General features: G+C 63.1%; 15 protein-coding genes. 10 read left to right on the top strand and 5 right to left on the bottom strand.

The genetic code is table 11. The annotated features are described in order from the left end of the window. Positions 1-140 precede the first annotated feature (140 nt). The 8 genes from FJ943_RS17800 to FJ943_RS17765 all read left to right on the top strand — a co-directional run bounded on the left by FJ943_RS17800 (position 141) and on the right by FJ943_RS17765 (position 11111). Entirely contained in the window at positions 141-3635 is a 3495-nt protein-coding gene (locus FJ943_RS17800) for an indolepyruvate ferredoxin oxidoreductase family protein (RefSeq protein WP_140723380.1), read from the top strand. Between the two features lie 138 nt (positions 3636-3773). Beyond that, positions 3774-6089, top strand: coding sequence for an EAL domain-containing protein (locus tag FJ943_RS17795; RefSeq protein WP_015314282.1), 2316 nt, complete (start codon positions 3774-3776; stop codon positions 6087-6089). A gap of 395 nt (positions 6090-6484) precedes the next feature. Then, positions 6485-7246 (top strand): acyl-homoserine-lactone synthase, encoded by a 762-nt coding sequence (locus tag FJ943_RS17790; protein WP_140660059.1) that lies wholly within the window; start codon positions 6485-6487, stop codon positions 7244-7246. A 142-nt stretch (positions 7247-7388) separates the two neighbouring features. Further along, complete coding sequence (locus FJ943_RS17785) at positions 7389-7538, top strand: DUF3096 domain-containing protein (RefSeq protein ID WP_015314280.1); 150 nt, start codon at positions 7389-7391, stop codon at positions 7536-7538. Positions 7539-7700: 162 nt separating this feature from the next. Further along, positions 7701-7925, top strand: coding sequence for an aa3-type cytochrome c oxidase subunit IV (locus tag FJ943_RS17780; RefSeq protein WP_015314279.1), 225 nt, complete (start codon positions 7701-7703; stop codon positions 7923-7925). Between the two features lie 87 nt (positions 7926-8012). Then, positions 8013-9287, top strand: coding sequence for a Re/Si-specific NAD(P)(+) transhydrogenase subunit alpha (locus FJ943_RS17775; protein ID WP_140723378.1), 1275 nt, complete (start codon positions 8013-8015; stop codon positions 9285-9287). Further along, positions 9284-9712 carry a proton-translocating transhydrogenase family protein gene (locus FJ943_RS17770; RefSeq protein ID WP_174361964.1) on the top strand — a complete coding sequence of 143 codons (429 nt, stop codon included), beginning with the start codon at positions 9284-9286 and terminating at the stop codon, positions 9710-9712. Before FJ943_RS17775 ends, FJ943_RS17770 begins: the two co-directional genes overlap by 4 nt. A gap of 1 nt (position 9713) precedes the next feature. Beyond that, positions 9714-11111 carry an NAD(P)(+) transhydrogenase (Re/Si-specific) subunit beta gene (locus FJ943_RS17765; protein WP_140723375.1) on the top strand — a complete coding sequence of 466 codons (1398 nt, stop codon included), beginning with the start codon at positions 9714-9716 and terminating at the stop codon, positions 11109-11111. A gap of 74 nt (positions 11112-11185) precedes the next feature. Here FJ943_RS17765 and FJ943_RS17760 read toward each other — a convergent pair whose 3' ends face one another. From FJ943_RS17760 to FJ943_RS17750, 3 genes are all read right to left on the bottom strand, one after another. Further along, positions 11186-12103: a hypothetical protein gene (locus FJ943_RS17760; RefSeq protein WP_140723372.1), complete on the bottom strand. Its 918-nt coding sequence runs from the start codon at positions 12101-12103 to the stop codon at positions 11186-11188. A gap of 215 nt (positions 12104-12318) precedes the next feature. Then, a complete protein-coding gene (gene gyrB / locus FJ943_RS17755; protein ID WP_140723369.1) occupies positions 12319-14790 on the bottom strand; it encodes a DNA topoisomerase (ATP-hydrolyzing) subunit B in 2472 nt (823 codons plus the stop codon). 497 nt (positions 14791-15287) lie between these two features. Then, positions 15288-15857, bottom strand: a complete 570-nt coding sequence (locus FJ943_RS17750) for an NADPH-dependent FMN reductase (RefSeq protein WP_140723366.1) — start codon at positions 15855-15857, stop codon at positions 15288-15290. 212 nt (positions 15858-16069) lie between these two features. Between FJ943_RS17750 and FJ943_RS17745 the strand changes: the two genes are divergently transcribed. Then, the gene (locus FJ943_RS17745; protein WP_140660055.1) at positions 16070-17443 is read left to right on the top strand and encodes a cytochrome P450; all 1374 of its coding nucleotides are present in this window, start codon (positions 16070-16072) and stop codon (positions 17441-17443) included. A 13-nt stretch (positions 17444-17456) separates the two neighbouring features. On the opposite strand, the gene FJ943_RS17740 is transcribed toward FJ943_RS17745, so the two are convergent. Next, on the bottom strand, positions 17457-18434 hold the full coding sequence (locus FJ943_RS17740) for a complex I NDUFA9 subunit family protein (RefSeq protein ID WP_140723363.1): 978 nt from the start codon (positions 18432-18434) through the stop codon (positions 17457-17459). Positions 18435-18702: 268 nt separating this feature from the next. Next, the gene (locus FJ943_RS17735; protein ID WP_015314270.1) at positions 18703-18984 is read right to left on the bottom strand and encodes a hypothetical protein; all 282 of its coding nucleotides are present in this window, start codon (positions 18982-18984) and stop codon (positions 18703-18705) included. Between FJ943_RS17735 and FJ943_RS17730 the strand changes: the two genes are divergently transcribed. Continuing rightward, positions 18983-19204 carry a hypothetical protein gene (locus FJ943_RS17730; RefSeq protein WP_140723360.1) on the top strand — a complete coding sequence of 74 codons (222 nt, stop codon included), beginning with the start codon at positions 18983-18985 and terminating at the stop codon, positions 19202-19204. The two genes, FJ943_RS17735 and FJ943_RS17730, sit on opposite strands and share 2 nt — an antisense overlap. Positions 19205-19222 lie beyond the last annotated feature (18 nt).

The following is a 19222-nucleotide window of genomic DNA, read 5'->3' as shown; positions in this document are numbered from 1 at the left end:
CAGCGCCCGCCGAACTGCTTGTCGCGCGTTGGCCGGTCCTTTCGATTTTGTTTGACCTGCCTTGCAAGGGGAGAAAGGATGCGTCATCCGATCCCGACGTTGGCTGCTGCCCCGCGCGGCCTTCGCAGAGGAAATGCCTGATGACGCTGCATGATGTCGCGCTCGACGACAAGTTCGATCTTGGAAAGGAGCGCATCTTCCTGTCCGGCGCGCAGGCGGTCATCCGCATGCTCCTGATGCAGCGCGAGCGCGACCGCCGCGCCGGCCTGAACACGGCAGGCTTCGTCTCCGGCTATCGCGGGTCGCCGCTCGGCGGCCTCGACATGCAGCTGTGGAAGGCGAAAAAGCAGCTCGCCGGGGCCGACATCGTTTTCCAGCCCGGCCTCAACGAAGAGCTGGCCGCCACCGCCTGCTGGGGCTCGCAGCAGACGGAACTGCTGGGCGAGGGCACCCATGATGGCGTTTTTTCGATCTGGTACGGCAAGGGGCCGGGCGTCGATCGTTCGGGCGACGTGTTCCGCCACGCCAATCTCGCCGGCTCGTCCAGACATGGCGGCGTCCTTGCGCTCATGGGCGACGACCACATGGCCGAATCCTCGACCAATGCGCACGCCACGGAATTCCTCTTCGTCGACACCATGGTGCCGATCCTCAACCCGGCCGGTGTCCAGGAGATCATCGACTATGGCCTGTACGGCTTTGCCATGTCGCGCTTCGCCGGCACCTGGGCGGCGATCAAATGCGTCAAGGACAACATCGAATCGACGGCTTCGGTCGACGCCTCGCTCGAACGGTTGAACATCGTCGTCCCGGATTTCGACATGCCGCCGGGCGGCCTCAACATCCGCCACGAGATCGACATGCTCGGCCAGGAAGAACGGCTGCATGAGCACAAGCGTGCCGCGGCCTCCGCCTTCATCCATGCCAATGGGCTGAACAGGCTCGTCTATTCGGGCGGCCGCAATCCGAAACTCGGCATCATCACACTGGGCAAGAGCTATCTCGATGTCCGCCAGGCGCTGGAGGATATCGGCATCGACGAGGCGGCCGCCAACCGCATCGGCGTGCGGCTGTTCAAGGTCGGCTGCCCCTGGCCGCTCGACCTGCAGCACATCGCCGACTTCGCGCGCGGTCTCGACACCATCGTCGTCGTCGAGGAGAAACGCTCGCTGATCGAGGTGCAACTGCGCGAAAGCCTTTATGGCACGGCCTCGCAGCCGGTCATCGTCGGTAAGAAGGATGAACGCGGCGACTGGCTGTTTCCGGCCAAGGGGGCGCTCGACCCCAACGAGATCGCCATTGCGCTTGGCGAAAGAATCCTCAAGACCATCGGCCCATCCGAAGAGATTTCGGCCAGGGTAGCCAAGCTACGCCAGTTCCAGGCGATGCTGGCCGATGCCACCGACATCGGCTCGCGCACACCCTTCTTCTGTTCGGGTTGTCCGCACAATTCCTCGACCAAGGTGCCTGACGGCTCGATCGCCGCCGCCGGCATCGGCTGTCACTTCATGGCGCTGTGGATGGATCGCAACACAGTTGGCTTTACCGCCATGGGCGGCGAGGGGGCGCAATGGGTCGGCCAGGCGCCGTTCTCCAGGCGCGACCACATCTTCCAGAACCTCGGCGACGGCACCTACAACCATTCCGGCACGCTGGCGATCCGCTTCGCCCTCTCGAGCGAGGCCAACATCACCTACAAAATCCTCTACAACGATGCCGTCGCCATGACTGGGGGCCAGCCGCATGAGGGCGGGCTGACGGTGGACATGATCGCCAGGCAGGTGCGGGCAGAGGGCGTCGACCGCATTGCCATCGTCACCGACGAACCCGACAAATATGCCGGGAAGGCCGAATTCCCGGCCGGCGCCACTATCCACCACCGCGACGACCTCGACCTCGTCCAGCGCGAGCTGCGCGACGTCAAGGGCGTATCGATCCTGCTCTACGACCAGACCTGCGCCGCCGAAAAGCGCCGTCGTCGCAAGCGCGGCACCTTTCCCGATCCCGACAAGCGCGTCTTCATCAACGAACTGGTCTGCGAAGGCTGCGGCGATTGCGGCGTGCAATCGAACTGCGTCTCGATCCAGCCGGTCGAAACCGAATTCGGCCGCAAGCGCAAGATCGACCAGTCGAGCTGCAACAAGGATTTCTCCTGCGTCAACGGTTTCTGCCCGTCGTTCGTCACCGTGCACGGTGCCAAGATCCGCAAGGCCGAGGGCCTGGCCGGCGGGACCGACCCGCTTGAAGGCGTGCCCATGCCAGCCGAATTCCCGCTCGGCGTCGAGGGCTGGGCGGCGATCATCGACGGCGTCGGCGGCACCGGCGTCGTCACCGTCGGTGCCGTGCTCGGCATGGCGGCGCATCTGGAGGACAAGGGTTGCGGCATGATCGACATGGCCGGCCTCGCCCAGAAGGGTGGCTCGGTGTTCACCCATGTCCGCATCGCCCGCACACCGGAAGACATCAATGCCATCCGCGTTTCGGCGGGGAAGGCCGACCTCGTGCTCGGCTGCGATCTGGTCGTGTCAGGCGCCAAGAAAGTGCTGACGGCGGTGCGCGAGGGGCATACGATCTTCCTCGCTAACACCGCCGAGATCATGCCGGGCGAATTTGCTCGATCGGCCGATTTCTCGCTGCCGATCGAGCGCCTGAAGAAGGCGATCCGCTCAGCGGCCGGTGACGACAAGGCGCATTTCTTCGACGCCACCCGCACCGCCACAGCCCTGTTCGGCAATTCGCTCGGCGCCAACATGTTCATGCTCGGCTTTGCCTTCCAGTACGGCGGTCTGCCGCTCTCGGCCGAAGCCGTCGAAAAGGCCATCGAATTGAATGGCGAAGCGGTGGCGATGAACATCGCTGCTTTCCGCTGGGGCCGCCGCGCCGCGCATCAGCCGGATTTCGTGCGCGGCCTCATCGCCCAGCCGTCCGCAACCCTCGGCGACAAGGCCGGACAGGCCGGTCCGGTCGCCGAGACACTGGACGATATCATCGCCCGCCGTGTTGCCTTCCTCACGGCCTATCAGAACGCTGCTTACGGCAAGCGCTACGCCGATAGGATATCGACGCTGCGAGGGTCAGAAACGAAGGCCGTGCCGGGTTCGACCGCCGTGACCGAGGCCGCCGCCAAAAGCCTGTTCAAGCTGATGGCGATCAAGGACGAATACGAGGTTGCGCGGCTTTATACCGACGGCTCCTTCGCCGCCGCGCTTGGCAAGCAGTTCCAGAGCTACGAGAAACTTGAATTCCATCTCGCCCCGCCGATCATGGGACGTCGCGGCAATGACGGCAAACCCAGGAAATCGAGCTTCGGCCCTTGGATGATGAAAGGCTTTCGCCTGCTGGCCGCGATGAAGGGCCTGCGCGGCACGGCCTTCGACCTGTTCGGCTACACCGCCGAGCGGCGCATGGAGCGGCAATTGCTGGCGCAGTACGAGGCCGATCTGCAGCTCGTGGCCAGTTCGCTGGCGCCGGGCAAGATCGAGGCCGCGGTAGCCCTGGTCTCGGTCCCGGCGCTGATCCGCGGCTATGGCCATGTCCGGCAGGCAAGCGCCGAAAAGGCGGCGGGCGAGCGCTCCAGACTGCTCCAGCGACTGACCCAAACCATGCCGGTACCGGTTCTCAGTGCCGCTGAGTGATTTCTCCACCCATGCCCGAAGCCTGCTGCAAGGTCCTCTTGCCGAGGCGGGCCGACCGAAGCCGTAGCTTAAGCCCCTCTGTCTAAGCCTTTCTTAAGGCGGTTGTGGCATGACAAGGCTTAGCGTTGGGCCGATCATATGGGCAAAACAAAGACCGAAAGCATCCCCGCGGATGTCTATATCCAATTTGTGCGGTCGTTGTTCGACAACGCGCACATGTTGGTGATCGGTGGCGCGTGCTACTGGATCCTCGGATTCATGATTTATCTGCGCACGCAAAATCCGTTGTTTCTGGCCTTTTCTTTTATTCTACTGCCGATCAGCCTTCTGCGTTATTTCGGTATTCGCAGCTTCCTGAAGACGGGGGGCGTGATTGCCGACGTCGAACACGCACACCGATTGGAGCGCAGTTACATCCTCAAGGGCTGCTTGCAGGGCCTCGGATTGGGTGCGCTGTGCTTCGTGTCGATCTATGTGTATCCCGACCCATTCGCCGAACTGGCGGCAATGTCGCTGACCCTGGCGACCCTGGTCACGGTTGTCGCCCGTAATTACGGGTCTCCGCGCATGGTGCGGATTTTTTCTGTAACCTTCATTGGTCCGGCGGCGCTTGCGCTCCTGCTGCGTCTGGATGCCCCGTCCGTCGTCCTTGGTCTGATGATCTTCCCGATGACGTTCATTACCATCAACAGCGCCGACCATGTTCGCAATGTGCTGTTTTCGGCGGTCATCGGCCATAAGCAGGCGAAAAGCATAACGCGCAAGTTCGACCGCGCGCTCAACACCATGTCGCACGGCCTGGTCATGCTCGGCCCTGATGGGCGCGTCGCGGTCGCCAATGCCGAGGCCGCCCACCTGATGTCGCTGAAATCGGCCGACGCGCTGCTCGGGCGCTCCATCCACGGGCTTCTGATGCGCGGCGTCGCCGGCGGCATGCTGGCGCCGAAGGACTGCCGCTACGTCGAGGCGCAGCTGACGCGCGCGCTGCGCGAGGGCAGGGACCGCAAGGTGCTTGTTTCGCTCGCCAACGGCCAGCATTACGAATTCTCCGCGCGTGAAGGCAGCCAGGAACTCGGCGTGATCACCTTCGAGGATGTCACGGCGCGCGTCGAAGCGGAGGAAAAGATCCGCTTCATGGCGCGCTACGACAATCTCACCGGCCTTCCCAACCGCGCCTATTTCCACGAACTGGTCGGCGAGCTGATGGCCTCCGGCGACCGGGATCGCCTGTGCGGCCTCGCCGTGATCGACCTCGACGATTTCAAGAGCGTCAATGACACGCTCGGCCATCCCGTCGGCGACGGGCTGATCTACGCCGTGGCCGACCGGCTGGCGGCCATCGCCGGGCAAGGCCTTACCGTCAGCCGCTTCGGTGGCGACGAGTTCATGCTGTTCTTCGACCGCATCGATGACGAAAGCCATCTGGAGAGCCTGCTCGACCAGATTTTCGCCGAGCTGCAGGGAGAGGTCGACGTGGCGGGCCACGGGTTGCGGATCCAGGCCAGCGCCGGCGCGGTGCTGTCCAAGGTCGGCGGAACCGATGTCGACGCCATGATCGTCAAGGCGGACCTGGCGCTCTACAAGGCCAAGGAACTCGGCAAGAACGGGTGGCGGCTGTTCGAGGCGGCAATGGATGCCGCATTCCGCAATCGCCAGCTGATGAAGGCGGATCTGCGCAGCGCCGTGGAAGGCAGGGAACTGCGGGTCGTCTACCAGCCCATCGTGGCGATGAACACCATGCGCATCGCCAGCTGCGAGGCGCTCTGCCGTTGGGACCATCCCGATCTCGGACCGATTTCTCCCGGCATCTTCATTCCCCTGGCCGAGGAGATGGGCATCATTTCCGAGATCAGCACCTTTGTGCTGCATGCAGCTTGCACCGAATGCGCCAAATGGCCTGACCAGACCAGCGTCTCGGTCAATCTCTCGGCCAGGGATTTCCGCAGCCGCGACGTCATCCAAAAGGTGCGCGATGCGTTGGCTAACTCCGGCCTCGATGCTAGCCGCCTGGAGATCGAAGTCACGGAAACCGCGCTGCTCGACGACAAATCCCTGACCCGCCAGTATATCGAGGAACTGAAGCAGCTTGGCGTCCGCATCGCCCTCGACGATTTCGGCACCGGCTATTCAAGCCTGAGCTATCTCCACAAGCTTCCGCTCGACAAGATCAAGATCGACCGGTCGTTCGTGATGGACGTCACCCACAATCCGCGCTCGCTCGAGCTGTTGAAGGGCGTCGTCGACCTGACCCGTGTCCTGGGGCTCACCGTCACCATCGAAGGCGTGGAAACATTCGAGCAGCTTAAGGTCCTCATGCATTCGGTGAAGCCGGATCTTGTCCAGGGCTTTCTGTTCGGAGCGGCGCTCAGCGCGTCGGGCATCGAGACGATGTCGAACGTCACCTGGCCGTTTGCCGCGGATCTGCGTCTCGCCGCCAAGCGCACAGTCGGCTAGCTTTCGTCGCAAATTCTGCCAATCGAAGTTGATAAAGCGCGTGCTTGGGTCGTGCGGTTGGTGCGAACCAGAATATTTTTATCGGCGGCGAACAAATCCAACCAAGACGCGCAGTAGTTTTGGCCGATTTTGAAGAAGCGAAAAGGTTTGACCGGATCGGCGCATCTGTCGAAGCGGAACGCTCCAGTGCTTTTCGCGCCCGAGTCTGCAGCGCGCCCTTCGTGAGAATGAAGCCTTGGACTAGAACATCCAAGCTGCCCCTTCAGCAACCACTCCGCAGCCAAGGACCTCCGGCTGTTAAGGTTAACAAGTGGTAAACCAACGGGATCCAATTTTCGGCTTGTGTCTCATTTTAACTCGAATAGCCTGTTCACGGCGGATACGAGGACTTGAGAATGGATGCTGCGAGAAACGATGCGCGGGCTGGCGCCAGCTCCAATGCTGGGTCGGCGCTGAACCAGTCGATCATGCAATTGCTTGAGCATGTCGACTACCGTCTCATCACTGGAGGCGAGGATCTGGAGGCGATCTACCGCCTTCGCTATCAATCCTACCTGCAATCGGGCATGTGCGGCCCGATCGCCAGCGGGATGTTCGAGGATCGCTGGGACAATCTGCCGAATTCCTATCGGTTCGGCGTCTATTTCGATGGACACCTGGTCAGCACGTTACGGCTTCACTACATTTCCAGAGAGCACCCTCATTCGCCGTCCGTTGATGCCTATCCCGAAATATTGGCCGAGCGGCTTGCCCGCGGAGAGACGTTCATCGACGGGACTCGTTTCGCAACCGATGCCGACAGTGCGCCCGCGCCCGGAGTTCTGCCTTTTCTGACGCTCAGGCTTGGCATGGTGGCCGCTTCTTACTTTGGGCTTACCGCAGTGCTAACGCCGGTCAAGATCGAGCACTCCGCTTACTATGCTCGTATCTTTCATGCCGTTCAGAGGACAGAGGGCAAGGTGTTCCCGGGAGTCCTTGCGCCGATCGCTCTGTTCGAAATCCCGTGCGGCGAAAACTTGCGCCAGACACTCGAACGGTTCCCGTTCTTTAAGTCGACAGCCGTGGAACAGCGGATGATGTTCGCCAATCCGGCCATCAACCGGCTGACGCCGCTGTCCATAGTGCCGACGGCGAAATACTACCGCGATGCTGCTTAACGGGCGTCGTCCTTGCATCTGAACCTTCCCGCGGCTTCGCCGTTATAGGTAGCGGCATCACCATCGAGTATCGCCGCGATCCTGCCCAACGGGCATTTTGCCCCGGGCTCCTGTCGCATTGTTCGTGGGAAGGAATACGGTCATGACCATCCACTCGCTCGCGCTCACACCGCTCATCTCGCTGATCGCCGGCGTGCTGATCCTGATCATGCCGCGGCTCCTGAACTACATCGTCGCGCTCTATCTGATTGTCGTTGGGCTGCTCGGGCTTTTTCCTCACCTTGCTGGCTGAGACGCTGGGCAGGGCTCGCGCAAAAGCCATCCCCGCGGGCATCGGCGGCCAGTTTCAATTTTCCCTTGAGGGAGTTGTCGGCTGCGATGCGGCAATAGCGCCATTGCCCTGCGCCCAGCTTTTCGGTATGTGCCTGAAAGATGTCTTCGAAGGGGTATTCCTATGGCTGAGCACACGCCGAGCGGTCCTGTAGAACTGGGCGCGAAGATGGACTATGCCGAGCATGACCGCACCTATGCGGGCTTCCTGGCGCTGGCCAAATATGGCTCGCTCTTCTGCGGCGCGCTTCTCCTGGCGATGGCTTTCGGCTTCTTCGCGGGCGGCTTCTTCTCTGCGCTGATCCTGTTCGTGCTTATTCTGGCAGTCGGCGCCTTCATTCTGCGATAGACCTTCCAAAACCCTCTTGCGGTTGATGTCGCCGGATATCCCGGTCGACACTTCGCGCAGACAGGTTCCGGCCGAAAGGATCATGCGGTGGGACAGACGGTTTTCATCCCTCGTGAGCTTGACGCGAACGAGCCGCGTGTCGCGGCTTCGCCCGACACGGTGAAGCGGCTGACGGCCTTGGGTTTCGACGTGATCGTCGAAGCCGGAGCCGGCACCCGCTCGCGTATCCCCGACGAAGAGTTTGCCAAGACGGGTGCTGTCATCGGCAAGGCCTCGGATGTCGCCAATGCCGATGTCGTGCTGAAGGTTCGCCGGCCAACGGATGCCGAGCTGAAGAGTTACAAATCCGGCGCCGCGGTGATCGCCATCATGGATCCCTACGGCAACGATGCGGCTGTCGCGGCCTTGGCCAAAGCCGGCGTCACCGCCTTCTCGATGGAGTTCATGCCGCGCATCACCCGCGCGCAATCGATGGACGTCCTGTCCAGCCAGGCTAATCTTGCCGGCTACCAGGCGGTGATCGACGGAGCCGCCGAATACGACCGGGCGCTGCCGATGATGATGACGGCGGCTGGCACGGTGCCGGCGGCCAAGGTCTTCATCATGGGCGTCGGCGTTGCCGGCCTGCAGGCGATCGCCACCGCGCGCCGTCTCGGTGCCGTCGTCACCGCCACCGACGTTCGGCCCGCCGCCAAGGAACAAGTCGCCTCGCTCGGCGCGAAGTTCCTCGCAGTCGAGGACGAGGAGTTCAAGGCCGCCGAGACGGCCGGCGGCTACGCCAAGGAAATGTCGAAGGAGTACCAGGCCAAGCAGGCGGCGCTGACCGCCGAACACATCGCCAAGCAGGACATCGTCATCACCACGGCGCTGATCCCCGGCCGGCCTGCGCCGAAGCTGGTGTCGGCGGCGATGGTCGCCTCGATGAAGCCGGGCTCGGTGATCATCGACCTCGCCGTCGAGCGTGGCGGCAATGTCGAGGGCGCCGAGGCCGGCAAGATCGTCACCACGGTCAACAATGTGAAGATCGTCGGTCATCTCAACGTGCCAGGTCGCATCGCGGCATCCGCCTCGCTGCTTTATGCCAGGAACCTGTTCGCCTTCGTCGAGACGCTCGTCGACAAGACGACCAAGACGCTTGCCATCAATCGCGACGACGATCTGGTCAAGGCAACCATGCTGACCGACGGCGGCAAGGTCGTTCATCCGGCCTTCGCCAAGGCCGACCAGCAGCCTTATGTCGAGCCGGCCGCGATCCCGGCCACGACCATGGTCGCCGATGCCACGGCCGCGCCCAGGAAGGCCGCGCCCGGGAAGACCGCCGCATCCAAGTCACCCTCGCCGAAGCCGAAAGGGACCGCGTGATGGACCAGACCTTGCAGAAAGCCTTGGATCAGCTCGACCAGGCAAGCGCTGCCGTTCGGCTCGCGGTGCAGAACCTGGCCAATGCCCCAGGCGGTGCAGAGGCGGCCGGTGATGCCGCGCATGCGCTCTCGGGCGGGGCCATCGATCCCTTCGTCTTCCGTTTCGCCATCTTCATCCTGGCGATCTTCGTCGGCTATTACGTCGTCTGGTCGGTGACCCCGGCACTGCACACGCCGCTGATGGCCGTCACCAACGCCATCTCGTCGGTCATTGTCGTCGGTGCGCTGCTCGCCGTCGGCATCGCGGCCTCCGGCGTCGCCGCCGGCTTCGGTTTCGTCGCGCTGATGCTGGTCTCGGTCAACATCTTCGGCGGCTTCCTCGTCACCCAGCGCATGCTGGCCATGTACAAGAAGAAGGACAAGTGACGTGACCGTCAATCTCGCCTCCTTCCTCTATCTGGTATCCGGCGTCCTGTTCATCATGGCGTTGCGCGGCCTCTCGCATCCGACCACCAGCCGGCAGGGCAATCTCTACGGCATGGTCGGCATGGGCATCGCCATTGCCACCACGCTGGCGCTGGCAACCCCGTCCGCCGGTCGCTTCGGCCTGATCGTGCTTGGCCTCGCCATTGGCGGTGGCGTCGGCGCCGTCACCGCGCGCCGCATCGCCATGACCTCGATGCCGCAGCTGGTCGCCGCCTTCCATTCGCTGGTCGGCCTTGCCGCCGTCATGGTGGCGGCCGCGGCCATCTATGCGCCGGAAAGCTTCGGCATCGGCACGGCGGGTGACATCCATGCCCAGGCGCTGGTTGAGATGAGCCTTGGCGTCGCCATCGGTGCCATCACCTTCACCGGCTCAGTCATTGCCTTCTTGAAGCTGGACGGCCGCATGTCGGGCAAGCCGATCATGATCGGCGGCCGTCACGTCATCAACGCTGCGCTTGGCGTGGCCCTGATCGTGCTGATCGTGCTGCTGGTCACCACGGAATCGAAACTGGTGTTCTGGCTGATCGTTGCCGCCTCGCTGGTGCTCGGCGTGCTCCTGATCATCCCGATCGGTGGCGCCGACATGCCGGTGGTCGTGTCGATGCTGAATTCCTATTCCGGCTGGGCGGCCGCCGCCCTTGGCTTCACGCTCGGCAATCTGGCGCTGATCATCACCGGCGCGCTGGTCGGCTCGTCGGGCGCGATCCTGTCCTACATCATGTGCAAGGGCATGAACCGAAGCTTCATCTCGGTCATCCTCGGCGGCTTCGGCGGCGAGACCGCCGCTGCGGCCGATGACGGCATCGAGCGCACCGTCAAGCAGGGTTCGGCCGACGATGCCGCCTACCTGATGATGAACGCGCAGAAGGTCATCATCGTGCCGGGTTACGGCATGGCGGTCGCCCAGGCGCAGCATGCCCTGCGTGAAATGGCCGACAAGCTCAAGGCCAATGGCGTCGACGTCAAATACGCCATCCACCCCGTCGCCGGCCGCATGCCCGGTCACATGAATGTGCTGCTCGCCGAAGCCAACGTGCCGTACGACGAAGTGTTCGAGCTCGAGGACATCAACTCGGAGTTTGCCCAGGCCGACGTCGCCTACGTCATCGGCGCCAACGACGTCACCAACCCGTCCGCGCGCGACGACAAGTCGTCGCCCATCTACGGCATGCCGATCCTCGACGTCGACAAGGCCCGCACCTGCCTGTTCGTCAAGCGCTCGCTCGGGTCCGGCTATGCCGGCATCGACAACACGCTGTTCTACAAGGACGGCACCATGATGCTGCTCGGCGACGCCAAGAAGATGACCGAGGAAATCGTCAAGGCGATGGATCACTGACCGGTCGGTCTTGAGGGTCGAATAGAAAGAGCCCGGTCGATGCCGGGCTCTGTAATTTTGGCGTGATGCTGCCTTCAGCCGTTGGTCAGGAACACCGCTTCCTCTTCATCGCGCTGCCTGCCGCCGAGCGCTGCGGCCGCACTGGCGATGAAGGCGCCGATGACCAGCGACAAGGCGCCGAGAAGCGCAAAGGTGGCGCTTGCTTTCCTTGCGGTGTCGGCCGCCTGCTTCGCTTTGACCTTTGCGTCCTGCGCCTTCGCCAGCACCGTGTCGACACGCGTCTTGGCATCAGCCTCGGAAAGGCCGGTGCGCGCGGCGACCAATTGCGCAAGATAGGTCTTGTCTTCCGCCGAAACCTCGCCGGCGACGGCGCCGGCGATCAGGATCCGCGAGGCCTGCCCGGCCGCGGCGGCTTCGTCGGCAGGATTGGCGGTGGCCAGCTTGGCCGGATCGGCCGGGCGGAACAGGGAATCCACCAGATAGGAGGTCGCATTGTCGGTCGATGCACCGCTGGCATTCGCCGAGGCCCCGGCCGACGCACCCATGGCGGCTCCCGAGGCCACGGTGGACGCGGCCTGTACACCTGAACCAATCGCGGCGGAAAGTGCCGAGCCAAGCACGCCGGCGACCAGCAAGGTGGCCAGCGCCCAGGCGAGAAAGCCGTGCGCGGTGTCACGGAAATACACTTCGTCGGTGTGGATGCCGACCCATTTGGTCCGCAACCGGCCCGCAAGGTAGCCGCCTACACCGGCGGACAGCCACTGTACGATCACCAGCCAGACGGCGCTGGAAACCGCGAAGGTGGTGATCGACGCGCCAGAGCCCGACCATGGTGAAACCATGCTGAGCCCAAGGCCTGAGCCGAGCAACATGAGGATGAAGGTCAACGTCGAGGCCGCGAAAGCGCCGGCGATGATCGGTCCCCAGCTGACGGCGGTGGAGGACGATTCCGTGGAAGCGGATACGTCGACAGCCGATAGGGTGGACTGCATCGACGCCCCCTACCGTACGAACAGCATGATGAGGATGATGATCGGAATCGGAATGCCGAGCAACCAGAGTAGAATGCCGCGTCCCATGAAAAGCCTCCTGAAAGAAATTGTGATGGACACTGTCACAATGTCTTCGAAGGCCTTCTGTTCCGGCGCATCCTCATTATTGGCGCGGGCACGAGCTATGCCAATCTGTCAAAAAGGCTGGCGAAACCTCAAATATCCAGGTTGGCGACCGACAGTGCATTGTCCTGGATGAACTCGCGCCGCGGCTCCACCTCGTCACCCATCAGCCGCGAGAACAGGCTGTCGGCATCGGTCGCATCGTTGACCTTGACCTGCAGCAGCGAACGCACGTTCGGGTCGAGCGTGGTTTCCCAGAGCTGCTCGGCATTCATTTCGCCGAGACCCTTGTAGCGCTGCATGGTCAGCCCCTTGCGGCCGGTCGCAAAGACCGCGTTGAGCAGCGCCAGCGGTCCCGAGACTGTTTCGGACACCTCCTTGCGGCGCAGCACCGGCGGCGCCCCGTAGACTTCGCTGAGGCGCTGCGCGTAGCGATCGAGCTGGCGTGCGTCGGCGGAATTGATCAACGCCATGTCGAGATGGGCGTATTCCTTGACGCTGCGCACGGTGCGTTCGAAGACATAGCCGCCGATGCCCTCGTTCGAGGTCGACATGCGGCCGGTCCAGCCGCGCTCGGTGTCCTCGGCAATGATGTCGAGGCGTTGCGCGATCCGCTCCGCCATCGCGTTGGCGCGGCCAAGATCGGCGAAGATTTCGGGATTGAGCCCGCCGGCGATCGCAGCCTGCTCGACGACGTCGCGGTTATAGCGCGTGTGCAAGCCGTTGATGAGCTGGCGCACGGCAAGCGCATCGGCGACGGCGCCGTGCAGATCCTGTCCGGTCCGCACTTCCCCTGAGCCGAGCGTAAGGGACGCTTCCTCCAACCCCGAATCGATCAGGAATTCTTCGAAGGCGCTCTCATTCTTGATGTATTGCGAGCTCTTGCCGCGCGTCACCTTGTAGAGCGGCGGCTGGGCGATGTAGAGGTGGCCGCGCTCGATCAGCTCGGGCATCTGCCGGAAGAAGAAAGTGAGCAGCAAGGTCCTGATATGGGCGCCGTCGACGTCCGCGTCGGTCATCAGGATGATCTTGTGGTAGCGCAGCTTGTCGGCGTTGAATTCGTCCTTGCCGATCGAGGTGCCGAGCGCGGTGATCAGCGTGCCGATCATGTCGGAAGAGAGCATGCGGTCGAAGCGGGCCCGCTCGACATTGAGGATCTTGCCGCGCAGGGGAAGGATTGCCTGGTTTTGGCGCGAACGGCCGCCCTTCGCGGAGCCGCCGGCCGAGTCACCCTCGACGATGAAGATTTCGGACTTCGCCGGATCGCGTTCCTGGCAATCGGCCAGCTTGCCGGGCAGCGAGGTGACGCCCAGCGAGGTCTTGCGGGTGATGTCGCGAGCCTTGCGCGCCGCTTCACGCGCCGCCGCGGCCTGGATCACCTTGTCGACGACCACCTTGCCCTCGGTCGGATGCTCTTCGAGCCACGTGCCGAGCGCTTCGTTGACCAGTCCCTCGACCACGGGACGAACCTCCGACGAGACCAGCTTGTCCTTGGTCTGCGACGAGAATTTCGGATCGGGAACCTTAACCGACAGCACCGCCGTCAGGCCCTCGCGGCAATCGTCGCCGATCAGCGAGACCTTTTCCTTCTTGGTCAGCCCCGAAGATTCGCCATAGCCGGTGATCTGGCGGGTCAGTGCGCCGCGAAAACCGGCCAGATGGGTGCCGCCATCGCGCTGCGGGATGTTATTGGTGAAGGCCAGCACATTCTCGTGGTAACTGTCGTTCCACCACATCGCCACTTCCACGGTGATGCCGTCACGCTCGGCCCTGATGGAGATGGGCTTCCCGATCAGCGGTTTCTTGACCCGGTCGAGATATTTGACGAACTCTTCCAGGCCGCCATCATAGTGCAGTTCGTGCTTCACGACGTCGGCATGACGTGCGTCTGTCAGAACGATGCGCACGCCGGAGTTCAGGAAGGCGAGTTCGCGCAGCCGGTGCTCCAGCGTGCCGAAATCGAATTCGACCATGGTAAAGGTCTCGGACGACGGAAAGAAGGTGACCTCGGTGCCGCTGCGGCCCTCATTGGTGCCTGGGCGCTTGTCCTGCTCGTAGCTGCCGATCGCCTTCAGCGGCGCATCGGCATTGCCGTGGGTAAAGCTCATCTCGAAGACCTGGCCGTTGCGGCGGATCTTGAGCTTCAGCCAGGCCGACAGCGCGTTGACCACCGAGACGCCGACGCCATGCAGACCGCCAGACACCTTGTAGGAGTTCTGGTCGAACTTTCCGCCGGCATGCAGCTGCGTCATGATCACTTCGGCCGCCGAAATGCCTTCGCTGGGGTGAATGTCGGTTGGAATGCCGCGGCCATTGTCGACAACCGTTACCGAACCGTCGGGATTGAGCGTCACCGAAACCAGGTCGGCATGGCCGGCCAGCGCCTCGTCGATGGCGTTGTCGACCACTTCGTAGACCATGTGATGCAGGCCCGAGCCGTCATCGGTATCGCCGATATACATGCCCGGCCGCTTGCGGACGGCGTCCAACCCCTTCAAAACCTTGATGGAATCGGCGCCGTATTCGGCTTCAGCGCCGTTTGAGTTCTCGGTCTGGTCGCTCATGAAAACCTGTTGTCTAGATGCCGCTTTTACAGCGCGAAAAATCGGCCCCGAATCGCGCTTCTGATATGGGGTAGATATAGGCGCTAAAGGCGGTTTTTCCAAGGTTTGCAGGCATTTCCGGCGCGAATGCCGAGCCGGCAGCCGGCTATTTTTTTCGGGCGTTGAATTTAGCCAGGAGGCCGCGCAAATATTTGACCGTGGATTTGTCCCTGGGCGCCAGCCGGCCCGTCTGGTCGAGCTCCAGCGAAACCAAGTTTCCTCAGCGCCGCTTCCATCGCTTCGCCGCCTTGGGCGGGGTTGGCAAGCGGCCGGACCAGCCGGTAGTCGTCATTGGCCATGACCAATGGCCACGTGCCGCTCGGCCGCCGCGATAGCGGTGGTCGCAAGCATCAGCAGCATGGTAAACAGCAAACGCAGTCGAACCGCCCCCCGGCTCAGTCGTTTGCCGACCATTCCACCTCTTTATGGCGCAAGCAAGCCGCGCTGAGGCGGCTCTCTCAGGCGGCGCGCATCGGTTTCAACGCCTCGCTCCAGCGCAACAGTTCGTCCAGCATGGTCTTGGTCCCGCCCCGCACTTGCTCGCTGGCATCGAAGGCGCCGTTCTCGTCGAGCAGTTTCTGGTACAGCGGCAGCGCGACACCTTCCGGGATAGGCATGATCCCGACCGAGGTCAGCAGCGGCTTCAGCGCCTGCGCCGCGCGCAGGCCGCCGGAGACACCGCCATAGCTGAAGATCGCAGCGGGCTTGTATTTCCATTCGCGGGCGAGATAGTCGATCGCGTTGATGATCGCGGGTGCGGCGAAGTAATTGTATTCCGGCGCCACGAACACGAAGGCGTCAGCGGCATCCATCGCCTTCGACCAGGCCTTGGTGTGGTCGTTCTGATAATTGCCGAGCCTTGGATGATGCGGTTCGTCCAGGACCGGCAGGTTGAATGCGGCGATGTCGGTCAGCACTGGCTCGAATTTTCCGTATTCGCGCACGAACGTCTCCAGCCATTCGGCGAAAACCGGGCCAGCGCGGCCGGGCCGCGTGCTGCCGATGATGATGTTCAACTGGTGCTTCAAGGCAGGCTCCTTTGTCGGGGGGTATCCGTCGGTGACTGCCACTACGGCAGAGCGTTCCAACGGGCAAGGTTGGACCCGTGACGGAATCGTCACGATCGGATGAACAGACTGTCCGCCCTGGCGTTCCCGCCGTCATCGGTCCGGTTTGCCGTTCGGTGACATGGACGCCCGAGGTGGCAGCCACTACATTGATGGGAACAGCGGAGCACTTCATGGACACGCAGCCCGCCCCATTCGTTCCTCCCGCCCCGAAGCCGCGCACGTCGCCGCCTTCGACGCTGGAAATGATCCGCATCGTCTATCGCAACCCGCTCGAACTCTGGGGCGAGCCGACCTACAACGAACCCTGGATTTCTGCCAAGGGCGCTGGTGGGCCGCTGGTCATCGCCAATGATCCGGGCCTGATCCGCCATGTGCTGGTCGACAACGCCAAGAACTACAAGATGGCGACGGTGCGCCAGAAGATACTGAGGCCGATCCTGCGCGACGGCCTGCTGACGGCCGAGGGCGAGGTGTGGAAGCGGTCGCGCAAGGCAATGGCGCCGGTGTTCACGCCACGCCACATTTTCGGCTTCGCCCAGCCGATGCTGAAACGGACGCTGGAGTTCGTCACCCGTTACGAGGCCGGCGGCACGTCCGATATCGCCCATGACATGACGCTGCTCACCTATGACATCCTGGCCGAGACGCTGTTTTCCGGCGAGATCGCGGGCGAGCCCGGCAGTTTCGCCAACGAGATCGACCGCCTGTTCGAAACCATGGGCCGCGTGGATCCGCTCGACCTGCTGCGCGCGCCCGACTGGCTGCCGCGGCTGACCCGTATCCGCGGCCGCAAGACCATGGCCTATTTCCGCAAGATCGTGACCGACACGGTCAAGATGCGCGAAGAGAAGTTCAGGCGCGACCCCGATGCCGTGCCGCAGGATTTCCTGACGCTGCTGCTCAAGGCCGAAGGCCCCGACGGACTGACGCGCCCGGAAGTCGAGGACAACATCATCACCTTCATCGGCGCCGGCCACGAGACCACGGCGCGCGCGCTCGGCTGGACGCTCTATTGCCTGGCCGAATCGCCCTGGGAGCGCGACCGGGTCGAACAGGAGATCGACCGGGTGCTGGCGCGCGAGCCCGATCCGGCGAAGTGGCTCGACGCCATGCCGCTGACACGCGCCGCCTTCGACGAGGCGCTTCGGCTCTACCCGCCGGCGCCATCGATCAATCGCGAGCCGATCGTTCCGGAAATGTGGAAGGATCTTTATATCCCCAAGCACGCCGCCGTGCTGGTGATGCCATGGGTCGTTCACCGCCACAGGAAGCTGTGGGACCGGCCCGACGCCTTCCTGCCCGAACGCTTCCATCCGGGAAACCGTGAAAAGATCGACCGCTTCCAATATCTGCCCTTCGGCGCCGGCCCGCGCGTCTGCATCGGCGCCAGCTTCGCCATGCAGGAGGCGATCATCGCGCTCGCCATCCTCTTGTCACGCTTCCGCTTCGACGCGACCGCTGAAACAAAACCCTGGCCGGTGCAGAAATTGACCACGCAGCCGCAAGGCGGTCTGCCGATGCGGGTCACGCCTCGCCCTCGCTGAGGGCCGACGCTTCTTATACCGCGGGCTTACGCTGCTGGAACTGGCCGGCGGCGCGGAAGCGCCAGAGGTAGCTCGGCAGGATCGTCGCGATCGATTGCGGCTGGATGCCGAGCCCCGCCAGTGTCCGGTTAGCCTTGGCGGCTTCGTCCGAAACGACGTTGTGCTCGCGCAACTGCATCACCTGGTCCTTGGTCAGCAGCGGATTGGGCAACAGGCCAAGGATCGAGGCCTGGATGTTTGCCATCCACCACGGCACCGGCACCAGCAGGCGCTTGCGCTCGATAACCGTGAGCAGTTCCTGCATGCACTCCTTGAAGGTGAGCACGTTGGGGCCGCCGAGCTCGTAAACCTGGCCGCCATCGATCTTGCCGTCGACCGAACGCGCGACAGCCTCCGCCACGTCACCGACATAGACCGGCTGGAACTTGGTCTGGCCGCCGCCGATCAGCGGCAGCACCGGCGAATAACGCGCCATATTCGCGAACCGGTTGAAGAAGCTGTCCTCCGGCCCGAAATTGATCGACGGCCGCAAGATCACGGCATCGGCGATCGTCTCCAGCACGACCTTTTCACCGAGCGCCTTGGTGCGCGCATAATCCGATTCGGAATCCGGATCGGCGCCGAGCGCCGAAATATGGGTGAGCCCGGCGCCGACGGAGCGCGCCGCCTCGGCGATGGCGCGAGCACCGAATTCGTGCACGGCGGAGAATTTCTGCCGGCCGCTCTCATGCAGGATGGCGACGAGATTGACGACATGGTCGGCACCTTGCACGGCGCGGTCGACCGACCAGCGCACGCGCACATTGGCCTGCACCGGCTGGATCTGGCCGACATTGCCCAGCGGCTGCAAATGGCCGGCAAGGTCGGGCCGCCGGCAGGCGACCCTGATGCGATAGCCGCGCTTGGCTAGCGCCCGCACGACATGACGGCCGACAAAGCCTGACCCGCCAAAGACGACGACGAGCTTTGGGGTCTGCAGGATTTCGGTCATGGCGGGCTCCGGCGCGCGTTCCAGATGGCTTGGCTGAGCCGTTTCATAGTCCGTTTTGCGCCAAAGGCAAAGGGTGACGCGTCGTCGCGTCATCCTTGTTTTTTGCGCGATTCCAAGAAAAAGCAAGGCCCGGTATTCCTGCGACAAGCGCATCAATCATGTCTTGGCCCTGCGAGCGACAGACGCAGGAAACCCCGCCGAAGCGGGGTTTCCCGGATGACATCCATGAGGTGTCAGGGGCCGACGAGCGGCCTGACCTGAGACGGTATCAGGAGGGCGTGAAGCAAGTACGCCCACCCCAGCCCTGAACATCCGACATGGTGCCACCAACCTTCTTGCAGGCGGCGACGAAATCGGCGCTGCAGTTGGCGAATTTCGCATGGCCGTTCTTGCAGTAGTGGTCCTCGGTGGCGCCGCCACCCGGCGCGGTAATGACGCCCGGGTTGGCCGGCTTGACCGGTGCGGCCTTCAAATTGGCAGCCTGCGTGGCGCCCATGAAGGAACCGAGCAGGAGGACGGCGGTCAGCATGGTGGTCTTGGTGTTGGTCATGATGATTTCCCTTGATTTGAGGTTGGGTTTCCGGGACGCGAAGGGCGATGCCTTTCACGCGAAGCAGACTTTCGATTTTGATTTTGCTGTTCCCCGCTCTGGATCGGGCAAGCTCACCTTGCCCTGGACAAACGTTGGTCGCCCGGGCGCTCAAAAAGGTTCAGGACGCGCGCGAAAAAAAACGCGCACAACCGCGCGTCAGGCGGGGGCGGCCAAGTAATCGTCTGCAAAGAAAGGA

The sequence above is a fragment of the Mesorhizobium sp. B2-3-10 genome (assembly GCF_006442275.1).
GTDB classification, from domain to species: Bacteria; Pseudomonadota; Alphaproteobacteria; order Rhizobiales; family Rhizobiaceae; genus Mesorhizobium; species Mesorhizobium australicum.
This window is presented reverse-complemented; position numbering and strand designations above follow the sequence as displayed.